Annotated in this window: 19 protein-coding genes and 1 pseudogene; 6 read left to right on the top strand and 14 right to left on the bottom strand. The window is 62.8% G+C overall.

Features of this window, described 5'->3' with window-relative positions; genetic code table 11:
• Window positions 1–2 precede the first annotated feature (2 nt).
• The 9 genes from AC1DWA_RS26180 to rimP form a co-directional block, all read right to left on the bottom strand.
• The gene (locus AC1DWA_RS26180) at window positions 3–926 is read right to left on the bottom strand and encodes a metallophosphoesterase family protein (protein WP_214886341.1); all 924 of its coding nucleotides are present in this window, start codon (window positions 924–926) and stop codon (window positions 3–5) included.
• Window positions 911–2,314 carry an MATE family efflux transporter gene (locus AC1DWA_RS26175; RefSeq protein ID WP_477845921.1) on the bottom strand — a complete coding sequence of 468 codons (1,404 nt, stop codon included), beginning with the start codon at window positions 2,312–2,314 and terminating at the stop codon, window positions 911–913. Before AC1DWA_RS26175 ends, AC1DWA_RS26180 begins: the two co-directional genes overlap by 16 nt.
• A gap of 10 nt (window positions 2,315–2,324) precedes the next feature.
• Entirely contained in the window at window positions 2,325–3,317 is a 993-nt protein-coding gene (locus tag AC1DWA_RS26170) for a DHH family phosphoesterase (protein WP_317558481.1), read from the bottom strand.
• 12 nt (window positions 3,318–3,329) lie between these two features.
• The gene (gene rbfA / locus AC1DWA_RS26165; RefSeq protein ID WP_477917220.1) at window positions 3,330–3,809 is read right to left on the bottom strand and encodes a 30S ribosome-binding factor RbfA; all 480 of its coding nucleotides are present in this window, start codon (window positions 3,807–3,809) and stop codon (window positions 3,330–3,332) included.
• A gap of 276 nt (window positions 3,810–4,085) precedes the next feature.
• On the bottom strand, window positions 4,086–4,376 hold the full coding sequence (locus AC1DWA_RS26160; protein WP_003942205.1) for a DUF503 domain-containing protein: 291 nt from the start codon (window positions 4,374–4,376) through the stop codon (window positions 4,086–4,088).
• 113 nt (window positions 4,377–4,489) lie between these two features.
• Window positions 4,490–7,435: a translation initiation factor IF-2 gene (gene infB / locus AC1DWA_RS26155; protein WP_020907439.1), complete on the bottom strand. Its 2,946-nt coding sequence runs from the start codon at window positions 7,433–7,435 to the stop codon at window positions 4,490–4,492.
• Between the two features lie 108 nt (window positions 7,436–7,543).
• The gene (locus AC1DWA_RS26150; RefSeq protein ID WP_477917218.1) at window positions 7,544–7,894 is read right to left on the bottom strand and encodes a YlxR family protein; all 351 of its coding nucleotides are present in this window, start codon (window positions 7,892–7,894) and stop codon (window positions 7,544–7,546) included.
• Between the two features lie 44 nt (window positions 7,895–7,938).
• Entirely contained in the window at window positions 7,939–8,970 is a 1,032-nt protein-coding gene (gene nusA, locus AC1DWA_RS26145; protein WP_003942738.1) for a transcription termination factor NusA, read from the bottom strand.
• Window positions 8,967–9,587 carry a ribosome maturation factor RimP gene (gene rimP / locus AC1DWA_RS26140; protein WP_020907437.1) on the bottom strand — a complete coding sequence of 207 codons (621 nt, stop codon included), beginning with the start codon at window positions 9,585–9,587 and terminating at the stop codon, window positions 8,967–8,969. Before rimP ends, nusA begins: the two co-directional genes overlap by 4 nt.
• 271 nt (window positions 9,588–9,858) lie before the next feature.
• Between rimP and AC1DWA_RS26135 the strand changes: the two genes are divergently transcribed.
• Together AC1DWA_RS26135 and AC1DWA_RS26130 are read left to right on the top strand one after the other, a co-directional pair.
• Window positions 9,859–10,308 carry a hypothetical protein gene (locus tag AC1DWA_RS26135; RefSeq protein WP_195791245.1) on the top strand — a complete coding sequence of 150 codons (450 nt, stop codon included), beginning with the start codon at window positions 9,859–9,861 and terminating at the stop codon, window positions 10,306–10,308.
• Window positions 10,305–10,715 (top strand): annotated as a pseudogene (locus tag AC1DWA_RS26130) (ferritin-like domain-containing protein); the annotation flags it as partial. The gene AC1DWA_RS26135 and the pseudogene AC1DWA_RS26130, both read left to right, overlap by 4 nt.
• Before the next feature lie 22 nt (window positions 10,716–10,737).
• Here the strand turns inward: AC1DWA_RS26130 and AC1DWA_RS26125 are convergent.
• Window positions 10,738–12,162 (bottom strand): MFS transporter, encoded by a 1,425-nt coding sequence (locus AC1DWA_RS26125; RefSeq protein WP_477845919.1) that lies wholly within the window; start codon window positions 12,160–12,162, stop codon window positions 10,738–10,740.
• Between the two features lie 84 nt (window positions 12,163–12,246).
• On the opposite strand from AC1DWA_RS26125, the gene AC1DWA_RS26120 reads away from it, so the two are divergent.
• The 3 genes from AC1DWA_RS26120 to AC1DWA_RS26110 all read left to right on the top strand — a co-directional run bounded on the left by AC1DWA_RS26120 (window position 12,247) and on the right by AC1DWA_RS26110 (window position 14,309).
• Window positions 12,247–12,882 carry a TetR/AcrR family transcriptional regulator gene (locus tag AC1DWA_RS26120; protein ID WP_020969397.1) on the top strand — a complete coding sequence of 212 codons (636 nt, stop codon included), beginning with the start codon at window positions 12,247–12,249 and terminating at the stop codon, window positions 12,880–12,882.
• Window positions 12,883–12,975: 93 nt separating this feature from the next.
• Window positions 12,976–13,473 (top strand): nuclear transport factor 2 family protein, encoded by a 498-nt coding sequence (locus tag AC1DWA_RS26115; protein ID WP_477845918.1) that lies wholly within the window; start codon window positions 12,976–12,978, stop codon window positions 13,471–13,473.
• Window positions 13,470–14,309: an SDR family NAD(P)-dependent oxidoreductase gene (locus tag AC1DWA_RS26110; RefSeq protein WP_477917216.1), complete on the top strand. Its 840-nt coding sequence runs from the start codon at window positions 13,470–13,472 to the stop codon at window positions 14,307–14,309. Before AC1DWA_RS26115 ends, AC1DWA_RS26110 begins: the two co-directional genes overlap by 4 nt.
• Here AC1DWA_RS26110 and AC1DWA_RS26105 read toward each other — a convergent pair.
• Window positions 14,271–15,227, bottom strand: coding sequence for a DMT family transporter (locus AC1DWA_RS26105; RefSeq protein ID WP_052740938.1), 957 nt, complete (start codon window positions 15,225–15,227; stop codon window positions 14,271–14,273). The two genes, AC1DWA_RS26110 and AC1DWA_RS26105, sit on opposite strands and share 39 nt — an antisense overlap.
• A 91-nt stretch (window positions 15,228–15,318) precedes the next feature.
• On the bottom strand, window positions 15,319–16,614 hold the full coding sequence (locus tag AC1DWA_RS26100) for an MFS transporter (protein WP_020907429.1): 1,296 nt from the start codon (window positions 16,612–16,614) through the stop codon (window positions 15,319–15,321).
• A 159-nt stretch (window positions 16,615–16,773) separates the two neighbouring features.
• Between AC1DWA_RS26100 and AC1DWA_RS26095 the strand changes: the two genes are divergently transcribed.
• Window positions 16,774–17,205, top strand: coding sequence for a pyridoxamine 5'-phosphate oxidase family protein (locus tag AC1DWA_RS26095; protein WP_477917214.1), 432 nt, complete (start codon window positions 16,774–16,776; stop codon window positions 17,203–17,205).
• Between the two features lie 23 nt (window positions 17,206–17,228).
• Here AC1DWA_RS26095 and AC1DWA_RS26090 read toward each other — a convergent pair whose 3' ends face one another.
• Together AC1DWA_RS26090 and AC1DWA_RS26085 are read right to left on the bottom strand one after the other, a co-directional pair.
• Window positions 17,229–18,008 carry a nuclear transport factor 2 family protein gene (locus AC1DWA_RS26090; protein ID WP_021333004.1) on the bottom strand — a complete coding sequence of 260 codons (780 nt, stop codon included), beginning with the start codon at window positions 18,006–18,008 and terminating at the stop codon, window positions 17,229–17,231.
• Window positions 18,005–19,735 (bottom strand): acyl-CoA dehydrogenase family protein, encoded by a 1,731-nt coding sequence (locus AC1DWA_RS26085; protein ID WP_477917212.1) that lies wholly within the window; start codon window positions 19,733–19,735, stop codon window positions 18,005–18,007. The genes AC1DWA_RS26090 and AC1DWA_RS26085 overlap by 4 nt, the downstream gene beginning before the upstream one ends.
• Window positions 19,736–19,783: the final 48 nt, after the last annotated feature.

Here is a 19,783-nt window from a genome sequence, read left to right as displayed (position 1 = left end):
TCTCAGCGTCCGGCGCGAATGCGCTCGACTTCGGCTTCCTGCTCCGGCGTGACCTTGAAGTGGCCACCCCACTTGTTGAGCGTTCCCGGCGGGTACTCCGGAACGGGAAGAATCTGACGCAACAACTTCTCCGGCAGTCCACGCCGACGCCATTCGCGCGGGTATCCGAGTGAGACTTCCTCGAAGCGGACGCCGTCGTAGTACGTGGTTCGAGGAATGTGCAGGTGCCCGTACACCGAGCACACCGCGTTGTACTTCACATGCCAGTCGGCGGTCGCGGTGGTTCCGCACCACAACGCGAACTCCGGATACATGAGCACGTCCGTGGGCTGCCGGACCATCGGGAAATGGTTCACCAGAACGGTTTTTGTGCCTTCGGGGAGCGCGTCCAGCCGTGCCTGGGTGTATTCGATTCTCGCCCGGCACCACGCGTCGCGCGTTGCATACGGCTGCGGCGAGAGCAGGAACTCGTCGGTGGCGACGACGTTCTTGTCCCGCGCGATCTCGAGCCCGTGTTCCTTGTCTCGCGCGCCTTCCGGCAGGAAGGAGTAGTCGTAGAGAAGGAACATCGGGACGACCGTGACCGGGCCCTCGTCTCCCTCCCACACCGGGAACGGGTCCTCGGGCGTGATGACGTCAAGTTCGCGGCACATGTTGACCAGGTACTCGTACCGCGGCGCTCCGTGAATCTGAACCGGATCCTTGGCGGTCGTCCACAGTTCGTGGTTGCCCGGAATCCAGATGACCTTTGCGAATCGGCTGCGAAGGAGCTTCAACGCCCACCGAATGTCGTCAGTTTTCTCGGAAACATCTCCGGCGAGAATGAGCCAGTCGTCAGGCGAATCCGGGAACAGTTCCTCCGTCATCGGCTTGTTGCCGTTGTGACCGACATGAATGTCGCTCACCGCCATCAGCTTTGCTGCCACGATCCCTCTGCTTCCTCAGTTGAACTTCCGCGCTTCGCCGTCGCCGGACCTGTCACTGCCCACTTGCCGGAAAACGCTCGCCACGACACCGCGACCATCCGAAGTACTACGAACACGGTAAGCCCTGCCCAAATTCCGGCCAGCTCCCAGTCGTAGGCGAGGGAGAGCCAGATCGCGGGCAGAAATCCGAGAACTGCGCAGAGCATGGTCGCGTTGCGCAGAAACACCACGTCCCCGGCGCCGAGCAGAACACCATCGAGGGCGAAGACGATTCCCGCTACCGGCATGATCGCGACGAAGAACCACCAGGCGATCGACATTTGACCGAGCACCTCGGCGTCGGACGTGAAAAGTCCGGGGATCACGGAGTGGCCCGCGGCGAAGAAGATCGCGAGTACCACGGCAAATACCGTCGACCAGGCAGTGATCCGCCAGGTCATCCTCTTCGCCGCGGCGGCGAATCCACCGCCGAGGGCAGCTCCGATGAGCGTTTGGGCGGCGATCGCCAAGGAATCGAGAAGGAGCGAAACCAGGTTCCACAGTTGGAGGACAACTTGGTGTGCACCGACTACGGCTGCGCCGAACCTCGACGCCACCGCGGCCGCCGAGACGAAACACGCTTGGAATGCGAGGCTGCGCAGAATCAGGTCACGGCCCATCAGCATCTGCGCCCGCATGATTGCAAAATGCGGTCGAGCCGAGACCGGTTCACGAAAGAGTGCCCAAGCGAACAGGACACCCGAAACGCTCTGGCCGACCAGATTCGCGACAGCTGATCCTTCGAGTTCCATCCGGGGAGCACCGAGCAAACCGTGCACGAGAATCGGGCACAACACCGCCGAAATACCCAGGCCGACAAGGACGAACCGAAGCGGTCGCACTGTGTTCTGAACCCCGCGCATCCAGCCGTTGCCGGCCAGGGCCACCAGGATGAGTGGAACACCCAATACCGCTATCCGAAGCCAACTTTCCGCAGCCGCGGCAATGTCGGGAGTCCCGGCCACCGCCGAAGTCAGCGGGCCCGCGATCACCTGCACGATCACTACCAAGGCCAAGCCGATCGCGGCCGCCAGCCAGGTCGCCTGAACGCCCTCGCCCACCGCGTCGCGCTCGCGGCCCGCCCCGTGCAGCCGTGCGGCGCGCGCCGTCGTGCCGTACGACAAGAAGGTCAGCTGCGTACTCACCAACGACAGGATCAGACCACCGACTGCCAATCCGGCCAGCGGAAGCGCCCCGAGTCGGCCGACCACGGCGATGTCGAACAACAGATAGAGGGGTTCGGCCGCCAGTACCCCGAGTGCCGGAAAAGCCAGGGAAAAGATTCGACGCCCAGTGACGTCGAAATCAGCTGCCGAAGATCCTGCCGAGGTGGCGTCAGATTCGCTCAATGCCGCGGATTCAGCCGAGTGCCGCGACGAGCGCGGCAACAATCTCGTCGCTGGAAGTGGTCGACGTATATCCGGCCGACAGCCGGTGCCCGCCGCCACCAAGACTTTCAGCGACCGCCGACACGTCGATCGCCGACTTTGCACGCAACGAGATCGACCAGCTTCCGGAAACCGACTCTTTGAGTACTGCGGCAACTTCGGCTTCCGAAGTAGTTCGCACGATATCGACGACGCTCTCGATCTCCTCGGAGCGAAGATCGCCGATGTCACTGCGTCGGATCACCGCGTACACCAGCCCACGGCCGTCCGCGGCTTCCGGGACCAGCACCGCGGACCCGAGTACCGAAGCCAGCATCGGCAACCACCCGAACGGATGGGTGTCGAGCAGCTTTCGCGCAATCGCGTCGCCGTCGATGCCTGTCGCCAGCAAACGCGCCGCGAGCACGTGCGGAAGCGGACCTCCCCACCGGAAGGAGCCGGTGTCGGTGACCAGTCCGGCATAGAGACAGTGCGCGATATCGCGATCGATCGCGACTCCCCACGCATCGAAGAATCGTGCGATGAGCGCCGTCGTCGAAGCCGCGGTTTCGTCGACGACGTTGATGCTTCCGAATTCGGAATTGGAGCGATGGTGATCAAGGACGATCGTGCGATTCGCGCCGGCGAGTCGACTCGCCAACTCACCGAGGCGGCCCTCGCTGCCGACATCCACGGTCACCAGAACATCGACGCTTTCCCGAACATCGGCGGGCGCCACGAGCAAGTGAACACCAGGGAAATCAGACATCGACTCGGGCAGCGCCGACGGCCGACTGAACGCGACCTGCACCGAAATGCCCCGACGCTCGAGAACGAGACCGAGCGCAAGTCCGCTGCCGATCGTGTCCGCATCCGGCTGCACATGGCAGAGAATTGTCACCGTGTGCGCCGATTCGAGAACCTCGGCCACCTGAGCGAACTTCGCCTCGCAGGGGTCGACGTCCGAAAGTGCGGTGATCGTCATTCTCGGTGCGCGTCAGTCGGCTTCACGAACATCTGGCGACGCCTCGTCTTCGTCCGAAGCCACTCGCGGCTCCTTGTACGGATCTGCATCTCCGGCCGGCTGTGCATTCTCACGCGCCTTGGCGACCTCGTCGTCGGCGGCCTTGGCACGGGCCAGCAGTTCTTCCATATGACGCGCGGTGTCGGGAACGGTATCGGCGACAAACGTCAGAGTCGGTGTGAAGCGAACGCCAGTTCCTGCACCGACCTTCGAGCGGAGAACACCCTTGGCCTTCTCGAGTCCTGCGGCGGCGGCTTCCACATCGGGTGCGGAATCGACCTTCYCGCCCATGACTGTGTAGTACACCGTCGCGTCGTGCAGATCGTTGGTGACCTTGGTGTCCGTGATGGTCACGAATGCGAGTCGCGGGTCCTTGATCTCGTGATCGATCGCGGTCGCGACGATGGTTCCGATACGCTTTGCCAACTTGCGTGCCCGGGCTGGATCTACCATGACTGTCAGTCTCCTCTACCTGGCCACTCGAATCGAGGTGACTCGATCGATCAAAGTTCTGGTTAACAAGAATTATTACCGACAACAGTCTCGTCCATCGGCTACCCGGCAACCAAATCACCATCGGTAGAGGTCTTCGGCCACAAGCCACCGTGCACATCGAGCGTGAGTACAGATACCGTCACACTTGGACCCRAGGACACCGAATCCCTTGACAACCAACTCGATTCGGTACGCCGTCTGGATGCCTGGCTCACCGACACACACCAGTGACACTCAGTCTTCCGGGCCGAAGATTCGCCTTCGCACAGCCAGCAACTGAATCTCCGGACGCTCGGCGACCGCTCGCTCACAATGATCGAGAACATCGTGCAGGTGATCGACGGACGAACTGACCACACCGACGCCCACGAGCGCACGACGCAGGCGTCCCTGCTCCCCCGCCTCCGCTGCACTCACGCCGAATCGACGGAGTTCCGTCAGGATCGGCGACAGCATCGAACGCTTTTCCTTGAGTGAGTGGACATCGCCGAAAAGAATGTCGAACTCCAGTGCCCCTACAAACATTTTCCCCCTAGACAGAGCCGAATGGACTCTTCCGGACTTGTATGTTCAAGTCCGGAAGAGTCCATGTCAGCTAGTACTCACGTGCGTCCGCCCCAACGCCCGTGTCGACATAATCAGTCGCGCGGCTTCTCGCGAAGCTCGTAGCACTCGAGAACGTCACCGATCTTGATATCGGAATAGGTGACGGTCAAACCACATTCGTAGCCTTCGCGAACCTCGGTAGCGTCTTCCTTCTCCCGCTTGAGCGAGGAGATGGTGACCGTCTCGGCGATGACCTTGCTGTCGCGGATGAGACGTGCCTTGGCGTTGCGACGGATGCTGCCCGACGTGACCAAGCAACCGGCAATGTTGCCGATCTTGGACGAACGGAACATGGCGCGGATCTCTGCCTTGCCCAGCTCGACCTCTTCGTACACCGGCTTGAGCAGACCCTTGAGTGCCTTTTCGACCTCATCGATGGCCTGGTAGATCACCGAGTAGTAGCGAATGTCGACGCCCTCGCGGTTCGCCAGCTCCGTTGCCTTGCCTTCGGCGCGGACGTTGAAGCCGATGATGATCGCGTTGGACGCTGCAGCCAGGTTGACGTTGGTCTCCGTGATGCCACCGACACCGCGGTCGATGACGCGCAACTGCACCTCGTCGTCGATCGGAATTCCGAGGAGAGCCTCTTCGAGGGCCTCCACGGTTCCCGAGTTGTCACCCTTGAGGATCAAGTTCAGCTGTGAATGTTCCTTCAGAGCTGCATCGAGATCGTCGAGGCTGATGCGCTTACGACTCTTCGCTGCAAGCGCGTTGCGCTTACGTGCGTTGCGACGGTCCGCGATCTGACGAGCGATACGGTCCTCGTCGACCACGAGCAGGTTGTCGCCTGCACCGGGGACCGACGTGAAGCCGATGACCTGGACCGGACGTGAAGGCAGTGCCTCGTGGACGTCCTGACCGTGCTCGTCCACCATGCGGCGGACGCGGCCGTAAGCATCGCCGGCAACGATCGAGTCGCCGACCCGCAGCGTTCCGCGCTGGATGAGCACGGTAGCGACGGGGCCGCGGCCACGGTCGAGGTGCGCCTCGATGGCAACACCCTGAGCGTCCATGTCCGGGTTGGCGCGCAGATCCAGGGAAGCGTCCGCCGTCAACAGCACTGCTTCGAGCAGTGCGTCGATGTTGAGACCCTGCTTCGCCGAGATGTCGACGAACATGGTGTCTCCGCCGTATTCCTCGGCCACCAGTCCGTACTCGGTGAGCTGCTGCCGGATCTTGTCCGGGTTCGCGCCTTCCTTGTCGATCTTGTTCACCGCGACCACGATCGGCACGTCGGCCGCCTGGGCGTGGTTGATCGCTTCCACCGTCTGCGGCATGACGCCGTCGTCGGCTGCGACAACAAGGATCGCGAGGTCGGTGGCCTTGGCACCACGAGCACGCATGGCCGTGAAGGCCTCGTGACCCGGGGTGTCGATGAACGTCACGAGACGCTCGTTGCCCTCGAGCTCGGTCAGCACCTGGTAGGCACCGATGTGCTGCGTGATGCCGCCGGCTTCGCCCTCACGGACATTCGCCTTACGGATCACGTCGAGCAGACGGGTCTTACCGTGGTCGACGTGGCCCATGACGGTGACCACAGGCGGACGGGACTCGAGGTCCTCTTCTCCGCCGGCGTCCTCGCCGTAGGTGAGGTCGAAGCTGTCGAGCAGCTCGCGGTCCTCGTCCTCCGGGCTGACGACCTGCACGACGTAGTTCATTTCGCCGCCGAGCAGCTCCAGCGTCTCGTCGTTGACCGACTGAGTTGCCGTGACCATCTCACCGAGGTTGAACAACGCCTGCACGAGTGCTGCGGGGTTCGCATCGATCTTGTCCGCGAAGTCCGACAGCGATGCGCCGCGAGCGAGACGGATGGTCTCACCGTTGCCGCGTGGCAGCCTGACGCCGCCGACTGCGGGAGCCTGCATGCTTTCGTACTCGGCGCGCTTCGCCCGCTTCGACTTACGTCCACGGCGAACTGCTCCGCCGGGACGACCGAATGCACCTGCCGCTGCGCCGCGCTGACCGGGACGGCCACCGCCGCCGGGACGACCGCGGAATCCACCGGCCGGAGCTGCTCCACCGGGAGCACCTGCACCAGCACCGGCGCCGGGAGCGCCGCCGCCGCGGTATCCACCGCCGCCGCCGCCCGGACGACCACCGGGAGCGCCACCGGGACGACCCGGACGTCCGCCGCCACCGGGCGCGGGRCGAGCGGAACGAGCAGGCATTGCACCCGGGTTCGGGCGAGGAGGCATGGAGCCGGGGCTGGGACGGGGTCCGCCCTGACCTGCAGGCGGACGAGGTCCACCCTGGCCGGGAGCCGGACGGGGACCGCCCTGACCCGGAGCCGGACGAGGTCCCCCCTGGCCGGGAGCCGGACGGGGACCGCCCTGACCCGGAGCCGGACGAGAACCGCCCTGGCCTGCACCCGGACGCGGTGCGCCGGGAGCCGGACGAGGTGCCGGACGCTCGGCGGGTGCCGAGGAGTACGGGTTGTTACCGACGCGAGGTGCCTTCGGTCCCGGACGCGGTCCGCCGGGCTTTGCGCCGGTAGACGGTGCCGCCGGAGCCGCGGGGGCTGCCGGTGCCGATGCTGCGGGAGCAGCCGGAGCCGGGCGTGCCGGCTGTGCCGGCTTCGGAGCGTTGAACGTCGGGGTGGGGACCGGCGCCGACGGTGCTGCCGGAGCAGCGGCTGCGGGAGCCGCGGGGGCTGCCGGTGCCGGAGCTGCGGGAGCAGCCGGTGCGGGTGCGGCCGGCTTGGGGCCGGGACGCGGGCCACCGGGCTTTGCAGCTGACGGCGACGGTGCGCCGGGCTTTGCCGCGGGGCGAGCCGCCGGAGCGGCTGCGCCGGTCTCGGACTTGGTTTCTGCTCCGCCTGCCGACGGGAATGACTCCCGCAGACGACGGGCGACGGGCGCCTCCACTGTGGATGACGCAGACTTCACGAACTCGCCTTGCTCCTTGAGCGTTGCGAGTAGTTCCTTGCTGGTGACACCGAGTTCTTTAGCCAACTCGTGCACGCGGGCCTTGCCTGCCACTGCTCTCCTCACTGATGAGGTCGAGCAGGAGGCATCCCACAGATGTGGGTCCCGCACGACCTCGGGTTATCGCCGATGGACGTTCATCGTTGGTGCTTCACGGTGTGCTCATGAGTGCTTGTGCCTGTTCTTCTCGAGAGGTACTGCTTTTGTGTGAACTGCGTCGACCAGCTGGTCGACAGCGGACGTGTCCAGATTTCCGGACACTCGCAGTGCTCTGCTGAATGCTCGGYGCCGCTCTGCCAGGCTCAGACAACTCGGATCCAGGTGCAGCCATGCACCTCGACCGGGGAGTCTTCGCGATACGTCGGGGACGAGCGGGGAACCCTCCGGCCCCTGCTCACCAACCACGACCCTCAACAGATCGACAGCCGACCCTTGTTCCCTGCACCCCACACACGTTCTGACCGGCGAACCGGGTTTCACGCGCGCAGAATCCGAGGACTCACGTCGAACCATTGTCCACTCTACCGCCGAACCGTCTCGATCACTGCATTCCACCGTTATCCGTTGGACGTGGCGGGCCGGTCGGACGCGTCGCCAACGGGTGCCGCATCGCTCCGAATGTCGATACGCCAACCCGTCAACCGTGCAGCCAGGCGGGCATTTTGACCCTCTTTTCCGATGGCCAACGAAAGCTGGAAATCGGGCACGATGACACGGGCCGCACGAGCCTCGGGATCGACGACAGTGACGGAGACCACTTTCGACGGGGAAAGTGCGTTGCCCACAAACGTCGCGGGATCTTCGTCGAAGTCGATGATGTCGATCTTCTCCCCCGCAAGTTCGCTCATGACGTTTCGGACGCGCTGACCCATCGGGCCGATGCATGCACCCTTTGCGTTCAGCCCCTGCACGCGTGAGGCAACGGCGATCTTGGAACGGTGTCCCGCTTCGCGCGCGACGTTGATGATCTCGACGCTGCCGTCCGCGATCTCCGGAACCTCGAGTGCGAACAACTTGCGAACCAGGTTCGGATGGGTCCGCGAGAGGGTGATCTGGGGGCCACGGGCGCCGCGAGCAACCCCGACGACGTAGCACTTGATGCGCTCGCCGTGTTCGTAGTTCTCGCCGGGAACCTGTTCTGCGGGCGGCAACAATCCTTCGGCGCCATTGGATTCGCTGCCGATTCGAACGACGACCATCCCGCGAGAGTTTGCACGCGTGTCGCGCTGAATGACACCGCCGACGATTTCACCCTCATGGGTGGAGAACTCACCGAAACTGCGCTCGTGCTCGGCGTCGCGCAAACGCTGCAGGATGACCTGGCGTGCGGTGGTCGCCGCGATTCGACCGAATCCTTCGGGAGTGTCGTCCCACTCCTCGCCGATCATGTTGCCGTCGGCATCGGTGTCGTGTGCCATCACTCGCACCGAACCGGTCTTGATGTTGACATCGATCCGAGCGTTCTGCTTGTGCCCCTCGGTGTGGCGGTACGCCGTCAGCAGCGCGGTCTGGATCGTGGCGATCACAGTTTCGATCGAAACGCCCTTTTCGGCTTCGATCGCTCGCAACGCTGCAATGTCGATATTCACTTGTCGAACCCTTCTTCGTTTTCTACGTCTTCTAATTCTGCTTCGTCGTCTTCGACACTGTCCACGCCCGAGTCATCGGTGAGGTCAACCGCATCCGAGGGAACTGCGCGCCCCTCCGGGATGCCGCCCGCGAGTTCCAACTCCGCCTCACTGGGCTTCGAGAACTCCACCTGAACTACGGCCTTCTGAACGTCGCCCAGTGCAATCTCTCGCACGGTCAGTCCGCCACGGCCACCGATGACAACCGCCACGGAATCGTCGTTCAACGTTCCGATACGGCCGACCACGGTCTCGCCGGCCAGATCGATACGCGCTTTGCGTCCACGAGCTCGACGCCAGTGACGCTCGAGCGTCAGTGGACGATCGATTCCCGGGGAGGTCACCTCGAGGGTGTACGGCGTTTCACCGATTTCCTCGAGGCTGTCGAAAAGTTCCGAAACGAGTCTGCTGATCTCTGCGGCGGCATCGAGTTCGATCCCGGCATCGCTGTCGACCATGATGCGCACCGCGCTGTGCTTGCCCGCACTGGTCACGACAACGTCTTCGACGTCGTAACCCTGGGCGTGCACGAGTTCGGAGATCAGCTCGATCACCCTCTCCCTGGATGGCACCGGCATCTCGCGAACTCCTCATTTCAGTTGTCGTCGATTGTCCGACTTGTGTCGACTGTCGACGTGGGCGGCTGCGAGCATGAAAAGACACCAGGTGCCTCATGCTGCAAGCATCCAAGAGTACCGCTCATTACGCGTCTCCGTGACCAGAGTGCCCGACGCACGTCACACTTGAACACGTGCCGCGGATTCGAACGATCGGCCGACCACCTGGCACGATGGACTGGTGCTGACGCCCATGACTACTACCCCACTCTCCCGGCGGAGTGCGCTCAAGATGACGGGAACCGCAGCAGCGTTGGGCGCTGCAGCCTTCTCGTTGTCCGCCTGCACCGACAACGGCACAGCGGAGGCGGCTGCAGAAGTCGACCAGTTGACGGCCCAGGCCGAGCGAGCTCGCTCCGACGCGGCAGCCGCAACCGCCGCCATCGCTCTTGCGCCGGACAAGTCGGCATCACTGACCACGATCAGCGCCGAACGCACAGCGCATGCACTCGAACTCGACGCCGAGATTGCGCGAGCAGCGGGCGGCGGCGCTACGACCACTGCGCCCCCGTCGACCTCGGTCGCAAACGCTCCGACGGGCGTTGACACCTTGAGGACCTCGCTGACCGATTCGGCGCGCAGTGCCGCGGATCTCGCTCGCACGATGTCCGGCTATCGCGCGGGCTTGCTCGGTTCGATCAGCGCGTCGTGCTCGACCCAGGTTGCGGTGTTGCTTCCATGATCACTTCGCACACCCGTCGAACCGAGAGTTCTGCCTTGCTGACCGCAATCGAATCAGAGAATGCCGCGATCTTCGCTTACGGAGTGGTTGCCGCGTTTTCGAATCCTGCCCGTGTCAACGAAGTTGCCACACATACAGCCGCGCACCGCGCGCGACGTGATGCGCTGGTTGCCCTGTCGACCGACGCGGGCGAGACCCCGCCGACAGCCGCGGCAGCCTACGAGATCCCGTTCCCGGTGACGGACGCCGTTACCGCGGCACAACTGGCAGCACAGATCGAATCCGACACCGCCGTGACCTACCGGGCATTCGTCGAACAGGTCGATACCGACCAACTCCGCACGTTCGGAATCGACGGCCTGACCGATGCGGCAATCCGCGGCGCCGGATGGCGGTCCGCGCTGGGTAATAAAGGCGCACAGCAGTGGCTCAGGCCTTGCGATGTGAGGGCACGAACCAAGCCGCAACCACGGCCACCAATACGAAGCAACCGCCGACGCGCAGTGCAGGTGTCAGCGCATCTCCGTAACCGAGTGGCGTGAGCGCACCCCCGGCCGCAAGGAAGACTGCGGTAAGAACCGCGATTCCCAGCGCAACACCGATCTCGCGAAGCGTCGAGTTGGTCGAACTGGCCGTTCCGTGATCAGGCTCATCCATGTCGACGAGGACAGCGGTGGAACTCGGCGCGAAGGTCAGGCCCATGCCGATGCCCGCCATCAGTAGCGCCGGAACCAGCGAACCGTACGTCACGTCGGGACCGATCAACGCGGCCAACCAGAACAATGCTCCGGCCTGGAGCAGCAGACCGGTCAGCAGAAGTGAACGGAGCCCGACCTTCGGCGCCAGAAAACCGGCGAGAGGAGCGAAGATCATCGGCGCCGCCGTCCACGGAAGCGTCCGCAGGCCTGCTTGGAACGGGCTGTAGCCCATCACGATCTGGAGGTACTGCGACAGCAGGAACACCGCTCCGAAGATCCCGATCGAGAAGGTCAAGCCGATGACGTTCGCCATCGAGAAGCTGCGTGAACGGAACAGACGTAGGGGCATGACCGGATGTGACGTCTTCATCTCGCGAAGAACGAACAGCGCCAACGCGACTGCGGAACCGACCAACGACGCAACCACTCCAAGCGATCCCCAGCCGTCGTCGTTGCCGTGAACGATCCCCCACACCGCCAGAAACACACCGAGTCCGGCGAGTGCGACACCGGGAAGGTCGAGAGGTTGTGTGCGACCGGTCGATTCACGCAACGCATACAACGCGAGAGGAACGGCAACGATCGCAACCGGCACGTTGATCCAGAAGATTCCCTGCCACGAGAACCCGTCGACTACCGCTCCACCGACCACGGGACCCATCGCGATTCCCAGTCCGGAGACGCCACCCCAGACACCGATTGCCATGGCGCGCTTGGCTTCCGGTACCGCTGCGACGAGGAGGGTCAGCGAGAGCGGCATGATCGCGGCTGCGCCCGCGCCTTGAAATGCCCGGGCCGCAATCAGCAGGCCGGGAGTTGTCGACAGCGCCGAAGCGATCGATGCAGCCGTGAACAGCCCGATTCCGAACACGAACATCCGGCGGCGTCCCCACCGATCGCCGAGCGTCGTCGCCGAAAGCATCAGCGTCGCAAAGCAGAGCGTGTACGCATTCATGAACCATTGGAGCTGCCCGACGGACGCGTTCAGTTCCTTCTCGATCACCGGCAGCGCGCTCGTCATCACGAGGTTGTCGAGGGTAGCCATGAACATGGGCAGAGAAGCAGCACCCATCGCTATCGCGATCGGAACCTTACGTCCTCCACTGTTTTCCGACCCGGATGCGGCGTCCGATCCGGACTTCGTCAAAACGGTCATCGTGATTCCTCGATGTGAAGGTGCCTTAAGGCATCGATTGATTACTTAAGTCGAAACTAAGCTATCCGGTGATAACGTGTCAATATGTCGATCGGTGCAGCTGAACCACGTACCCGCAGGATGAGCGCACCGGAACGTCGCGCACTGGTCCTTGCCGCGGCAACGCGGGCATTTGCAAAGGGCGGATACTCCGGCACCAGCACGGACGCCGTCGCCAAGGAAGCCGGCGTCTCGCAGCCCTACGTCGTGCGCATGTTCGGAACCAAGGCAGATTTGTTCCACGCGGTGTTCACGCGTGCGCTCGACGAAATCGTCCGCACCTTCAACGACAAATTGGACACCGTCACAATCGATCCGAGCAATCCGCAGTTCTGGGCCGAACTCGGATCCGCCTACGGCGAGCTGGTCCTCGATCGAGATCTGCTGCTCGTCATGTTGCACGGCTTCGCAACCAGCACCGACGACGTCGCCGCCGTGTCCCGGACCGCCATGTCCGGCATCTACACCTTGCTGCGCGAGCGCACCGGTTGCACGCCCGAGCAAGCACGCTTGTTCATCGCGAACGGCATGCTGATCAACAATCTGCTCGCAATGATGGCACCCGAACACGCCGAAGAAGATCCGGCCCTCGGCGAACTCTGGGGCAGCGTCTTCAGCGACTCGACTGCAATCACTCTCACCGGCGACGAATCCTCGAGCGAAACCGACACCGTTTCCTGACCGGTCACTGGGAAAAACTACACACATGTGACTGAGGACACCCTACAGTCGATCCGACATGTCTCCGGGAAACCCAGACGAAAAGGACCGACGGTGGATCTCGCACAACGCCTCGACGCGCTCGAACAGGTCGAGGAAATCAAGAAGCTCAAACATGGCTACTGGCGAGCATGTGACGCCAAGGATCCGGTTCGGTTCCGCAACAGCTTCATCCGTTCAGGAGCGTCGATCGACTACGGCCGTCTCGGCGCGTTCGACGACGCCGGGCCGATGGCGGACATCTTCGAGAAGATCGCTCTTCGCAAGGTCGACGGCCGGTACGCGGTACTCGACATGCATCACGGATTGCATCCCGACATCACACTGACCTCGGAGACGTCGGCGGTGGGGCGATGGACTCTGAAGTTCCGCCAGGTCGACACTGTCGGACGCACCGAGAAGTTGATGACCGGCGAATACGACGACAAATACGTGATCGAGGACGGTGTGTGGAAAATGAGTCAATGCCACTTCACGGAGACGTGGTCGATCACCACTCCCCTGTCCCCCGACACTGATATCGCCGAGGGTTCGTTGGGAGGTCCCCGATGACCACGTCGACAAACGGCAAAGTAGCGCTCGTGACCGGCGCGAGTAGGAGCGTCGGAAAAGGCATTGCCCTCGCACTGGGAAGCGACGGATGGACGGTGTACGTGACGGCGCGAGGAACCGTCGGCGCCGMCGGCCCACTCGATCGCACCGCGGCGGAGATCACCGAGCGCGGCGGTCACGGCATTGCCGTGCAGTGCGATCACGCCGACGATCAACAGATCGTCGACCTGTTTGCACGCATCGCCGAGGAACAGTCAGGCCGCCTCGATCTTCTGGTCAACAACGTCTGGGCCAACCCGGCGGGATATGCCGGCTTCGCCGATCCGTTCTGGAAGAGGCCGATCGACGATTGGGATTCGCTGATCGGAATCGGACTGCGCGCCCACTACGTTGCTTCGGTAGAAGCGGCGAAGTTGATGGTCCCCCGGGCCAGTGGAGTGATCGGCAATATCTCGTCATTCGGCACCCGCGGGTACCTGCACTCTGTCCTGTACGGGATGTCGAAGGCAGGTTTGGACAAGATGGCCGCCGACATGGCTGTCGAATTGAAGGGAACCGGCGTCACCGCACTTTCCTTCTGGCTCGGGTTGATCCGCAACGAGCGGATGGAGGCCAGTGGGATCGAGAGCTTCGAAGGCTTCTCACTGGCCGAGGCCGAAACCCCGGAATTCGTCGGCCAGGTCATCACTGCATTGGCCAACGATCCAGAAGTGAACGCGCGCAGCGGTCACACACTGATCACCGCCGAGACGGCCGTCGAGTACGGAATCACCGACGCCAACGGGAAACAACCTGCGTCACACCGCAGTGCCTTCGGTGGCGGCCCGCTCTTCTGAATCATCGGTGGCGGTGGTCGCGTCGCGTGCCGGCACAGCACGCGGCGCTGCCACTCGCGCCTTCAGGGCAAGCCAGGCACACCCGATGACGACGACGCCGCCGGCCACGATCGAGGGTGACAACGCCTCACCGAGTATCAGCGCCGACCAGGCAATGCTGAGCACCGGTTGAACCAACTGTGTTTGGCTCACAGTGGAAATGGGACCGATCGCCAGACCCCGGTACCAGGGAAAGAACCCGAGAAACATACTCACGCATCCCAGGTAGGCAAACGAAAGCCACGAATTCACATCGGCAGAGACCGGAGCCTGGGCCATGGACGCCACCGTCAACGCAATCGTGACCGGCAGTCCGAGAATCAATGCCCAGGCAATCGTCTGCCACGACCCGATCTCGCGGGCCAGCAACGCACCTTCCGAATATGCCAGCGCTGCACACACAACCGCGGCGAACAGAAGAAGATCAGCGAGATGAAACGAGCCGAGTCCGCCGTTTGCGACGGCCACGAACCCTACGACCGATACCGCGCCGGCGGCGCTTGCCCACCAGAATCCCTTACTGGGACGCTCTTTTCCTCGGACGACGGCAAATACCGCGGTCGCAGCGGGAAGTAGTCCGATCACGACTGCCGCGTGACTCGCCGGCGATGTCTGCAACGCAAACGTGGTGAACAGTGAAAACCCCAGTACCGCGCCAACGGTCACGAGTGCGATGCGAAACCACTGCCGAAGCGTCGGAAGCGTCGCGCGAGTAACCGACAGCATCACAATCGCAAGGGCCCCGGCAACGACGGCGCGGCCCGCGCCGACGAACAGGGGGTCGAGATCCGCGACGGCGACCCTCGTGAGCGGAACGGTGAACGAGAACGCCAGAACACCGAGCAAGCCCCACCACAAACCGGATCGAGACGATGGCATCGGTAGCGGTGCCCGTGACGTGACGATAGCGCTACTCTTCATACTCATATTCAACGATAGCAGTAGCGCACCAACCTGCGAAACTGGTATTTCAGGTGCGAACCCGTGTGCAGGAGATCGAAATTGCACCGAGCAGTCCGACGAGCGCGAAAGCGTAGAAGCCCCACGGCACGGCGTAACCCGCACCCAGGAGAACTCCGCCCAGAATCGGGCCACAGATCGCACCGACCCGGCCGACACCCGCCGACCATCCGAGCGCTGTCGCGCGAATCTGCGGTGGGTGATTGGCGCTCGTGAAGGCGTAGACCAGTACCTGTGCACTGAAAACGAAGCATCCGGCGAGGAAGACCATCACGTAGATTCCGAACGACACCTTCACACTCAGAAGCGCCAGGAACAACGCCGCTCCCGTGAACCACACGATGGCTGCGGTACGCGGGCCGATCTTGTTCGCGACACCCCCGGCGATCAACAGTCCGACGACTGCTCCGGCATTGAGGATCAGAAGGAACGTCAACGACGCTCCGAGGTTGTATCCGGCCTCGCGCATGATCGTCGGAAGCCACGTGTTCAATCCGTAGACGAGCAGCAAGCCCATGAAACTGGTGATCCAGATGGCGATGCTGTTACGCAGGAACTTCGAAGAGAACAGTGCGCGAACGGGATTGGCGGCTTCGGCGCGCCCAGCTTCGGACGTAGGCGCAGCCTCGAGCTCGACACCGTAGCGGGCAGCGATTTCCTCGGCCTCGGCACGCTTTCCGTGAGCGAGAAGGTACGACGGGGATTCCGGCAGATACCGCAACATGAGTGGAATCAGGACGACGGCAGGAAGTGCGCCGACAACGAACATCGCTCGCCAACCGAAAGGTTCGATCACGACGAGCGCCAGCGCGGCGGTGGCAACGGCGCCGACGTGATAGCCGGTCATCAGCATGGTCGACGCAGATCCACCGCCTTGTTTCTTCGAGAATTCGTTGACCAGAGCCAATGCCGTCGGAAGGGCGCCACCCAGTCCCACCCCGGCGAGGAAGCGCAGCAGACCGAAGATGAACGGATTGGGCGCAATTGCGCACAACAGAGTCAGAATCGAGAATGCGGCAACGGCGTACAGCAGCGCGCGGCGTCGACCGATGACGTCAGTGAGAGTGCCGATGACGAGGGCGCCGATGGTCATGCCGATGAGCCCGAAGGTCGAGATCATCGTGATCGTGCCGGTACTCAATCCCCACGCGTCGTAGTCGAGAAGTGAAGGAATGACCGCGCCGAGTACGACCAGATCGAATCCGTCCAGAAGCACAGCTATCCAACACAACGGTGCTACCCACATTGCGGCACGCGCCCCAGGCGAACCGGTGATCGAACTCGATTGCGTATGCGGTGCGGTCATCGGATCCTCGACATTCACTGCTTGTGGGCGTTCGCTACCGGTTCAGATCCAGTAGTCCAGATCGAGATCTGTTCGCATTGCGAACGCATGTTCATAATGAGCACATCGATTGTGTACGGAGTCACAACGCCATGTCAAACGTCGCGGTAATCTCGAGGAATGGCACTCTCCGAAAATGAGCGTGAACAGTTCCTGGCCGAACCCCACATCGGGGCGCTGTCCGTAGCGGACGGCACCGAACGCGGTCCGTTGACCGTCCCGATCTGGTACCTGTACTCGCCCGGTGGCAAACCATGGATCCTCACCGGCAAGGATTCACGAAAGGCTCGACTCATCGAGTCGGCCGGGCATTTCTCGTTGATGGCCGAAAGGCTCGATCCGACAATCCGTTACGTCAGCGTCAGCGGATCCGTCGACAAGATCGTTCCGGGCACCGACGAGATGCTGGTCGAAGTCTCGCGGCGATACCTGACCCCGGACAAGGTCGACGGATATCTCGAATTCGCGCGATCGCAGTTGGGCGAGCAGGTAGCGATCTACATGAATCCGCAGCACTGGCTGTCTGCGGATGGAGTGGCGCGCCGAGCCTGACCTGCGTTCGAGTGTTCTCGGTATCAGCTCTCGGTGAAGAAGCGCACCCGATTGAGGCGATGACCGCTCGCCTCGAAGCCGAACAGGGCGATGGCCGGTTCCCCGCACACGATTACGCTCGCCGTCACAGTTCGACCGGCAACCAGCATCTTGCTCTTCGTCACGCCGGTGAGCAGAGCGTTGACGTCAGCATTGGACAACTGCGTCCCCGCCGGAAGCTCGACGGGTACCGGCGGCGTTCGACCGACAGCGGCCGCATCGAGGAACCGCGAAGCCGCCTTCTTGCCTTTGTCTCCGACTCCGAAGATGCCGCGCGAGAATCCGAGCGCTCCGCCGATCCCCTGGTTCGAGAGCAGCTGCGGGGTCAATTTCGCGGCAGCCTTCACCCCGGCAACGCCGGCGGTAGCGAGCTGGCTCAGCATCGTTGCCAATTCCCAATGCGCATAGAGGGTTCCGATCCGCAAGGAATCGGGCTCCCCCACCAAGTCGTAGCGCAAATGCATCGGCACGTCGAGGACGACTCCGGTCGACATCTCGGTAGCGAGGCTCAGATCGCGCCACACTGTGCGGCCGCACACGATATCGCGCTCGACGTGGAAGGTGATCGAATTGGGGGCGATGAACGTGTCGTAAAAACTCTCGATCGCCGCCTGCCCGTTATGCGGACGTGAACCTACAGGGTCGTTGATCTGGCCGTCTTCGGCAAACAGCGCAACCCAGGTCGAGCGATCATGCGCGCCGACGGCTTTCGGGGATCCCTCCACGACGGCCATCAACTGCTCACGTACCACCGGCGCGGTCATGCGCGCATCTCGTATGCACCGTCGTACGCCTTGACCTGCTGCCACACCCGGTCGAAGCGTTCACTGTCCACAACAGGCTTCCGCACTGCGGCCAAGGCCCACTTCTGCTGCTCGGGCGTCGACGACGGCTTTCCGTGCAGTGCGATCGCRTATCCCGAGAAGTCGCGAATCTGGAAGTCGAAGATCTGATCGACAACGTCGGCGTCGAGTCCGCTGATCTCGGCCTGCTCGAGAATCAGATGACCGTAGACGACGAGGGAGAACAGGTGCCCGACATTGAGCATGAAATCGAGATCCTTCTGCTGCTGCGCGTCCGGCGCTGCGGCAGTGAGCAATTCGGTGAGTGCGATCGCCTGCTCGTAGAAACGAGCGACGTTCGGGATCGAAGAGTGCTTCTCGTAGACGGGCTTCCACTCGTGGAACTGGATCTTCGCAGCGCCGCGGGTCGGTCCCTGATTCCAGAAGAACTCGTCGTCGGCTGCGTCGTCGCGCGTGACGATCTCCGGGAACTCCGCGGGGTTGAACAGGTAGTTCGGCAAGAACTTGAGGATCAGTCCGACGTTGACGTGGACGGTGCCCTCGAGCTTGGGCAGCGTGCCGATCATCTGCGCTGCTTCACGGAAGTACGTGGACTTCTCGTACCCCTTTGCCGCGATCACGTCGTGCAGCAACCCGACGACCTTTTCACCTTCCGAGGTGACCTTGGCCTTGGTCATGGGATTGAACAGCAGGTAGCGACGGTCTTCGAGGCTGGCGCTGCGGAAGTAGTCGACTGCTCGCGCGCTGAACTGTTTCATCGCGATCAGACGTGAGTACGCGTCGACGAAGGCGGCGCGTACATGGGCGAAGTCGGTGACCGGATTACCGTAGAGAATTCGATTCTGCGCGTGGGTGATTGCTTCGAAGAACGCATGTTCGGTGATCCCGATGGAGCCGGTGCACRGGTTGAACTTTCCGACGTTGACCGTGTTGAGCGCGGCCTCGAATGCGGCGACGCCGGTGTGCAGAATGTCTTCCTCGCGCACCGGGTAGTCGTCGAGGCGGAAATTGCTGACGTACATTTGCCCGCGCAGGACATTGTCCACAAGCTGATAGTTCGGATGTGCACTGTCGGCGACGAAGAACACGTAGCCTTCGGGACCCTCGACGTCGGTACGACGCCCGAACACAGACACCATTCCGGCTACGTTGCCGTTTCCGATGTAGTACTTCTCGCCGCTCGCGCGGAAGGCGACGTCGCCGTCGGTGGGAGTGAGAAGCATGTCGGTGGAGTACACGTCGGCGCCGTGATCACGCTCGGAGAGGCCGAACGCCATGACGCCGCCGTCGGCAAGTTCCTGCGCTGCACGCTTCTTCGCTGCGTCGTTGTCACTCATCCAGATCGGTCCGAGTCCGAGGATCGTGACCTGCCAGGCGTACCAGTAAGCGAGTCCGTAGAAACCGAAGATCTCACTCAAGGCCGCGTTGCGGGCACCGTCCCAACGACGGTTCTCGTCACCGTCGGCGAATGCCGCCGGAGTCTGGAACGTCGCGAACAACTTCTCCTTTCCGACGAACTCGAGAAAGTCGGAGACCCACACTGCGTCGAGGTCGTCCTGAAGCAGTTGCTTCTTGCCGCGCCTCTCGAACCATTCGATGGTGGCTCGCAGCAAACGGCGGGTCTCCGGATCGAACTGAGCGGGGTCGTAAGTATGGGGGTTGAAGAGCAATCCATCGGTGCCAGACACGTCATTACCTTTCGTCGATGACGCTAAACTACCAGCGGGTAACTTTCC

The sequence above is a fragment of the Rhodococcus sp. P4_F3_2 genome (genome assembly GCF_056401335.1).
Note: the sequence above shows the minus strand (reverse complement) of the source record. Positions and strands in the feature narration are given on the sequence as shown.

Coding starts and splice junctions, on each gene's coding strand:
- AC1DWA_RS26170 (WP_317558481.1), bottom strand. CDS start 3,317: ATGACGATCACCGCACTTTCGGACGTCGACCCCTGCGAGGCGAAGTTC.
- AC1DWA_RS26160 (WP_003942205.1), bottom strand. CDS start 4,376: ATGTTTGTAGGGGCACTGGAGTTCGACATTCTTTTCGGCGATGTCCAC.
- rimP (WP_020907437.1), bottom strand. CDS start 9,587: ATGCCGGTGCCATCCAGGGAGAGGGTGATCGAGCTGATCTCCGAACTC.
- AC1DWA_RS26135 (WP_195791245.1), top strand. CDS start 9,859: ATGACGGGAACCGCAGCAGCGTTGGGCGCTGCAGCCTTCTCGTTGTCC.
- AC1DWA_RS26125 (WP_477845919.1), bottom strand. CDS start 12,162: ATGACCGTTTTGACGAAGTCCGGATCGGACGCCGCATCCGGGTCGGAA.
- AC1DWA_RS26120 (WP_020969397.1), top strand. CDS start 12,247: ATGTCGATCGGTGCAGCTGAACCACGTACCCGCAGGATGAGCGCACCG.
- AC1DWA_RS26105 (WP_052740938.1), bottom strand. CDS start 15,227: ATGCCATCGTCTCGATCCGGTTTGTGGTGGGGCTTGCTCGGTGTTCTG.
- AC1DWA_RS26100 (WP_020907429.1), bottom strand. CDS start 16,614: ATGACCGCACCGCATACGCAATCGAGTTCGATCACCGGTTCGCCTGGG.
- AC1DWA_RS26095 (WP_477917214.1), top strand. CDS start 16,774: ATGGCACTCTCCGAAAATGAGCGTGAACAGTTCCTGGCCGAACCCCAC.
- AC1DWA_RS26090 (WP_021333004.1), bottom strand. CDS start 18,008: ATGACCGCGCCGGTGGTACGTGAGCAGTTGATGGCCGTCGTGGAGGGA.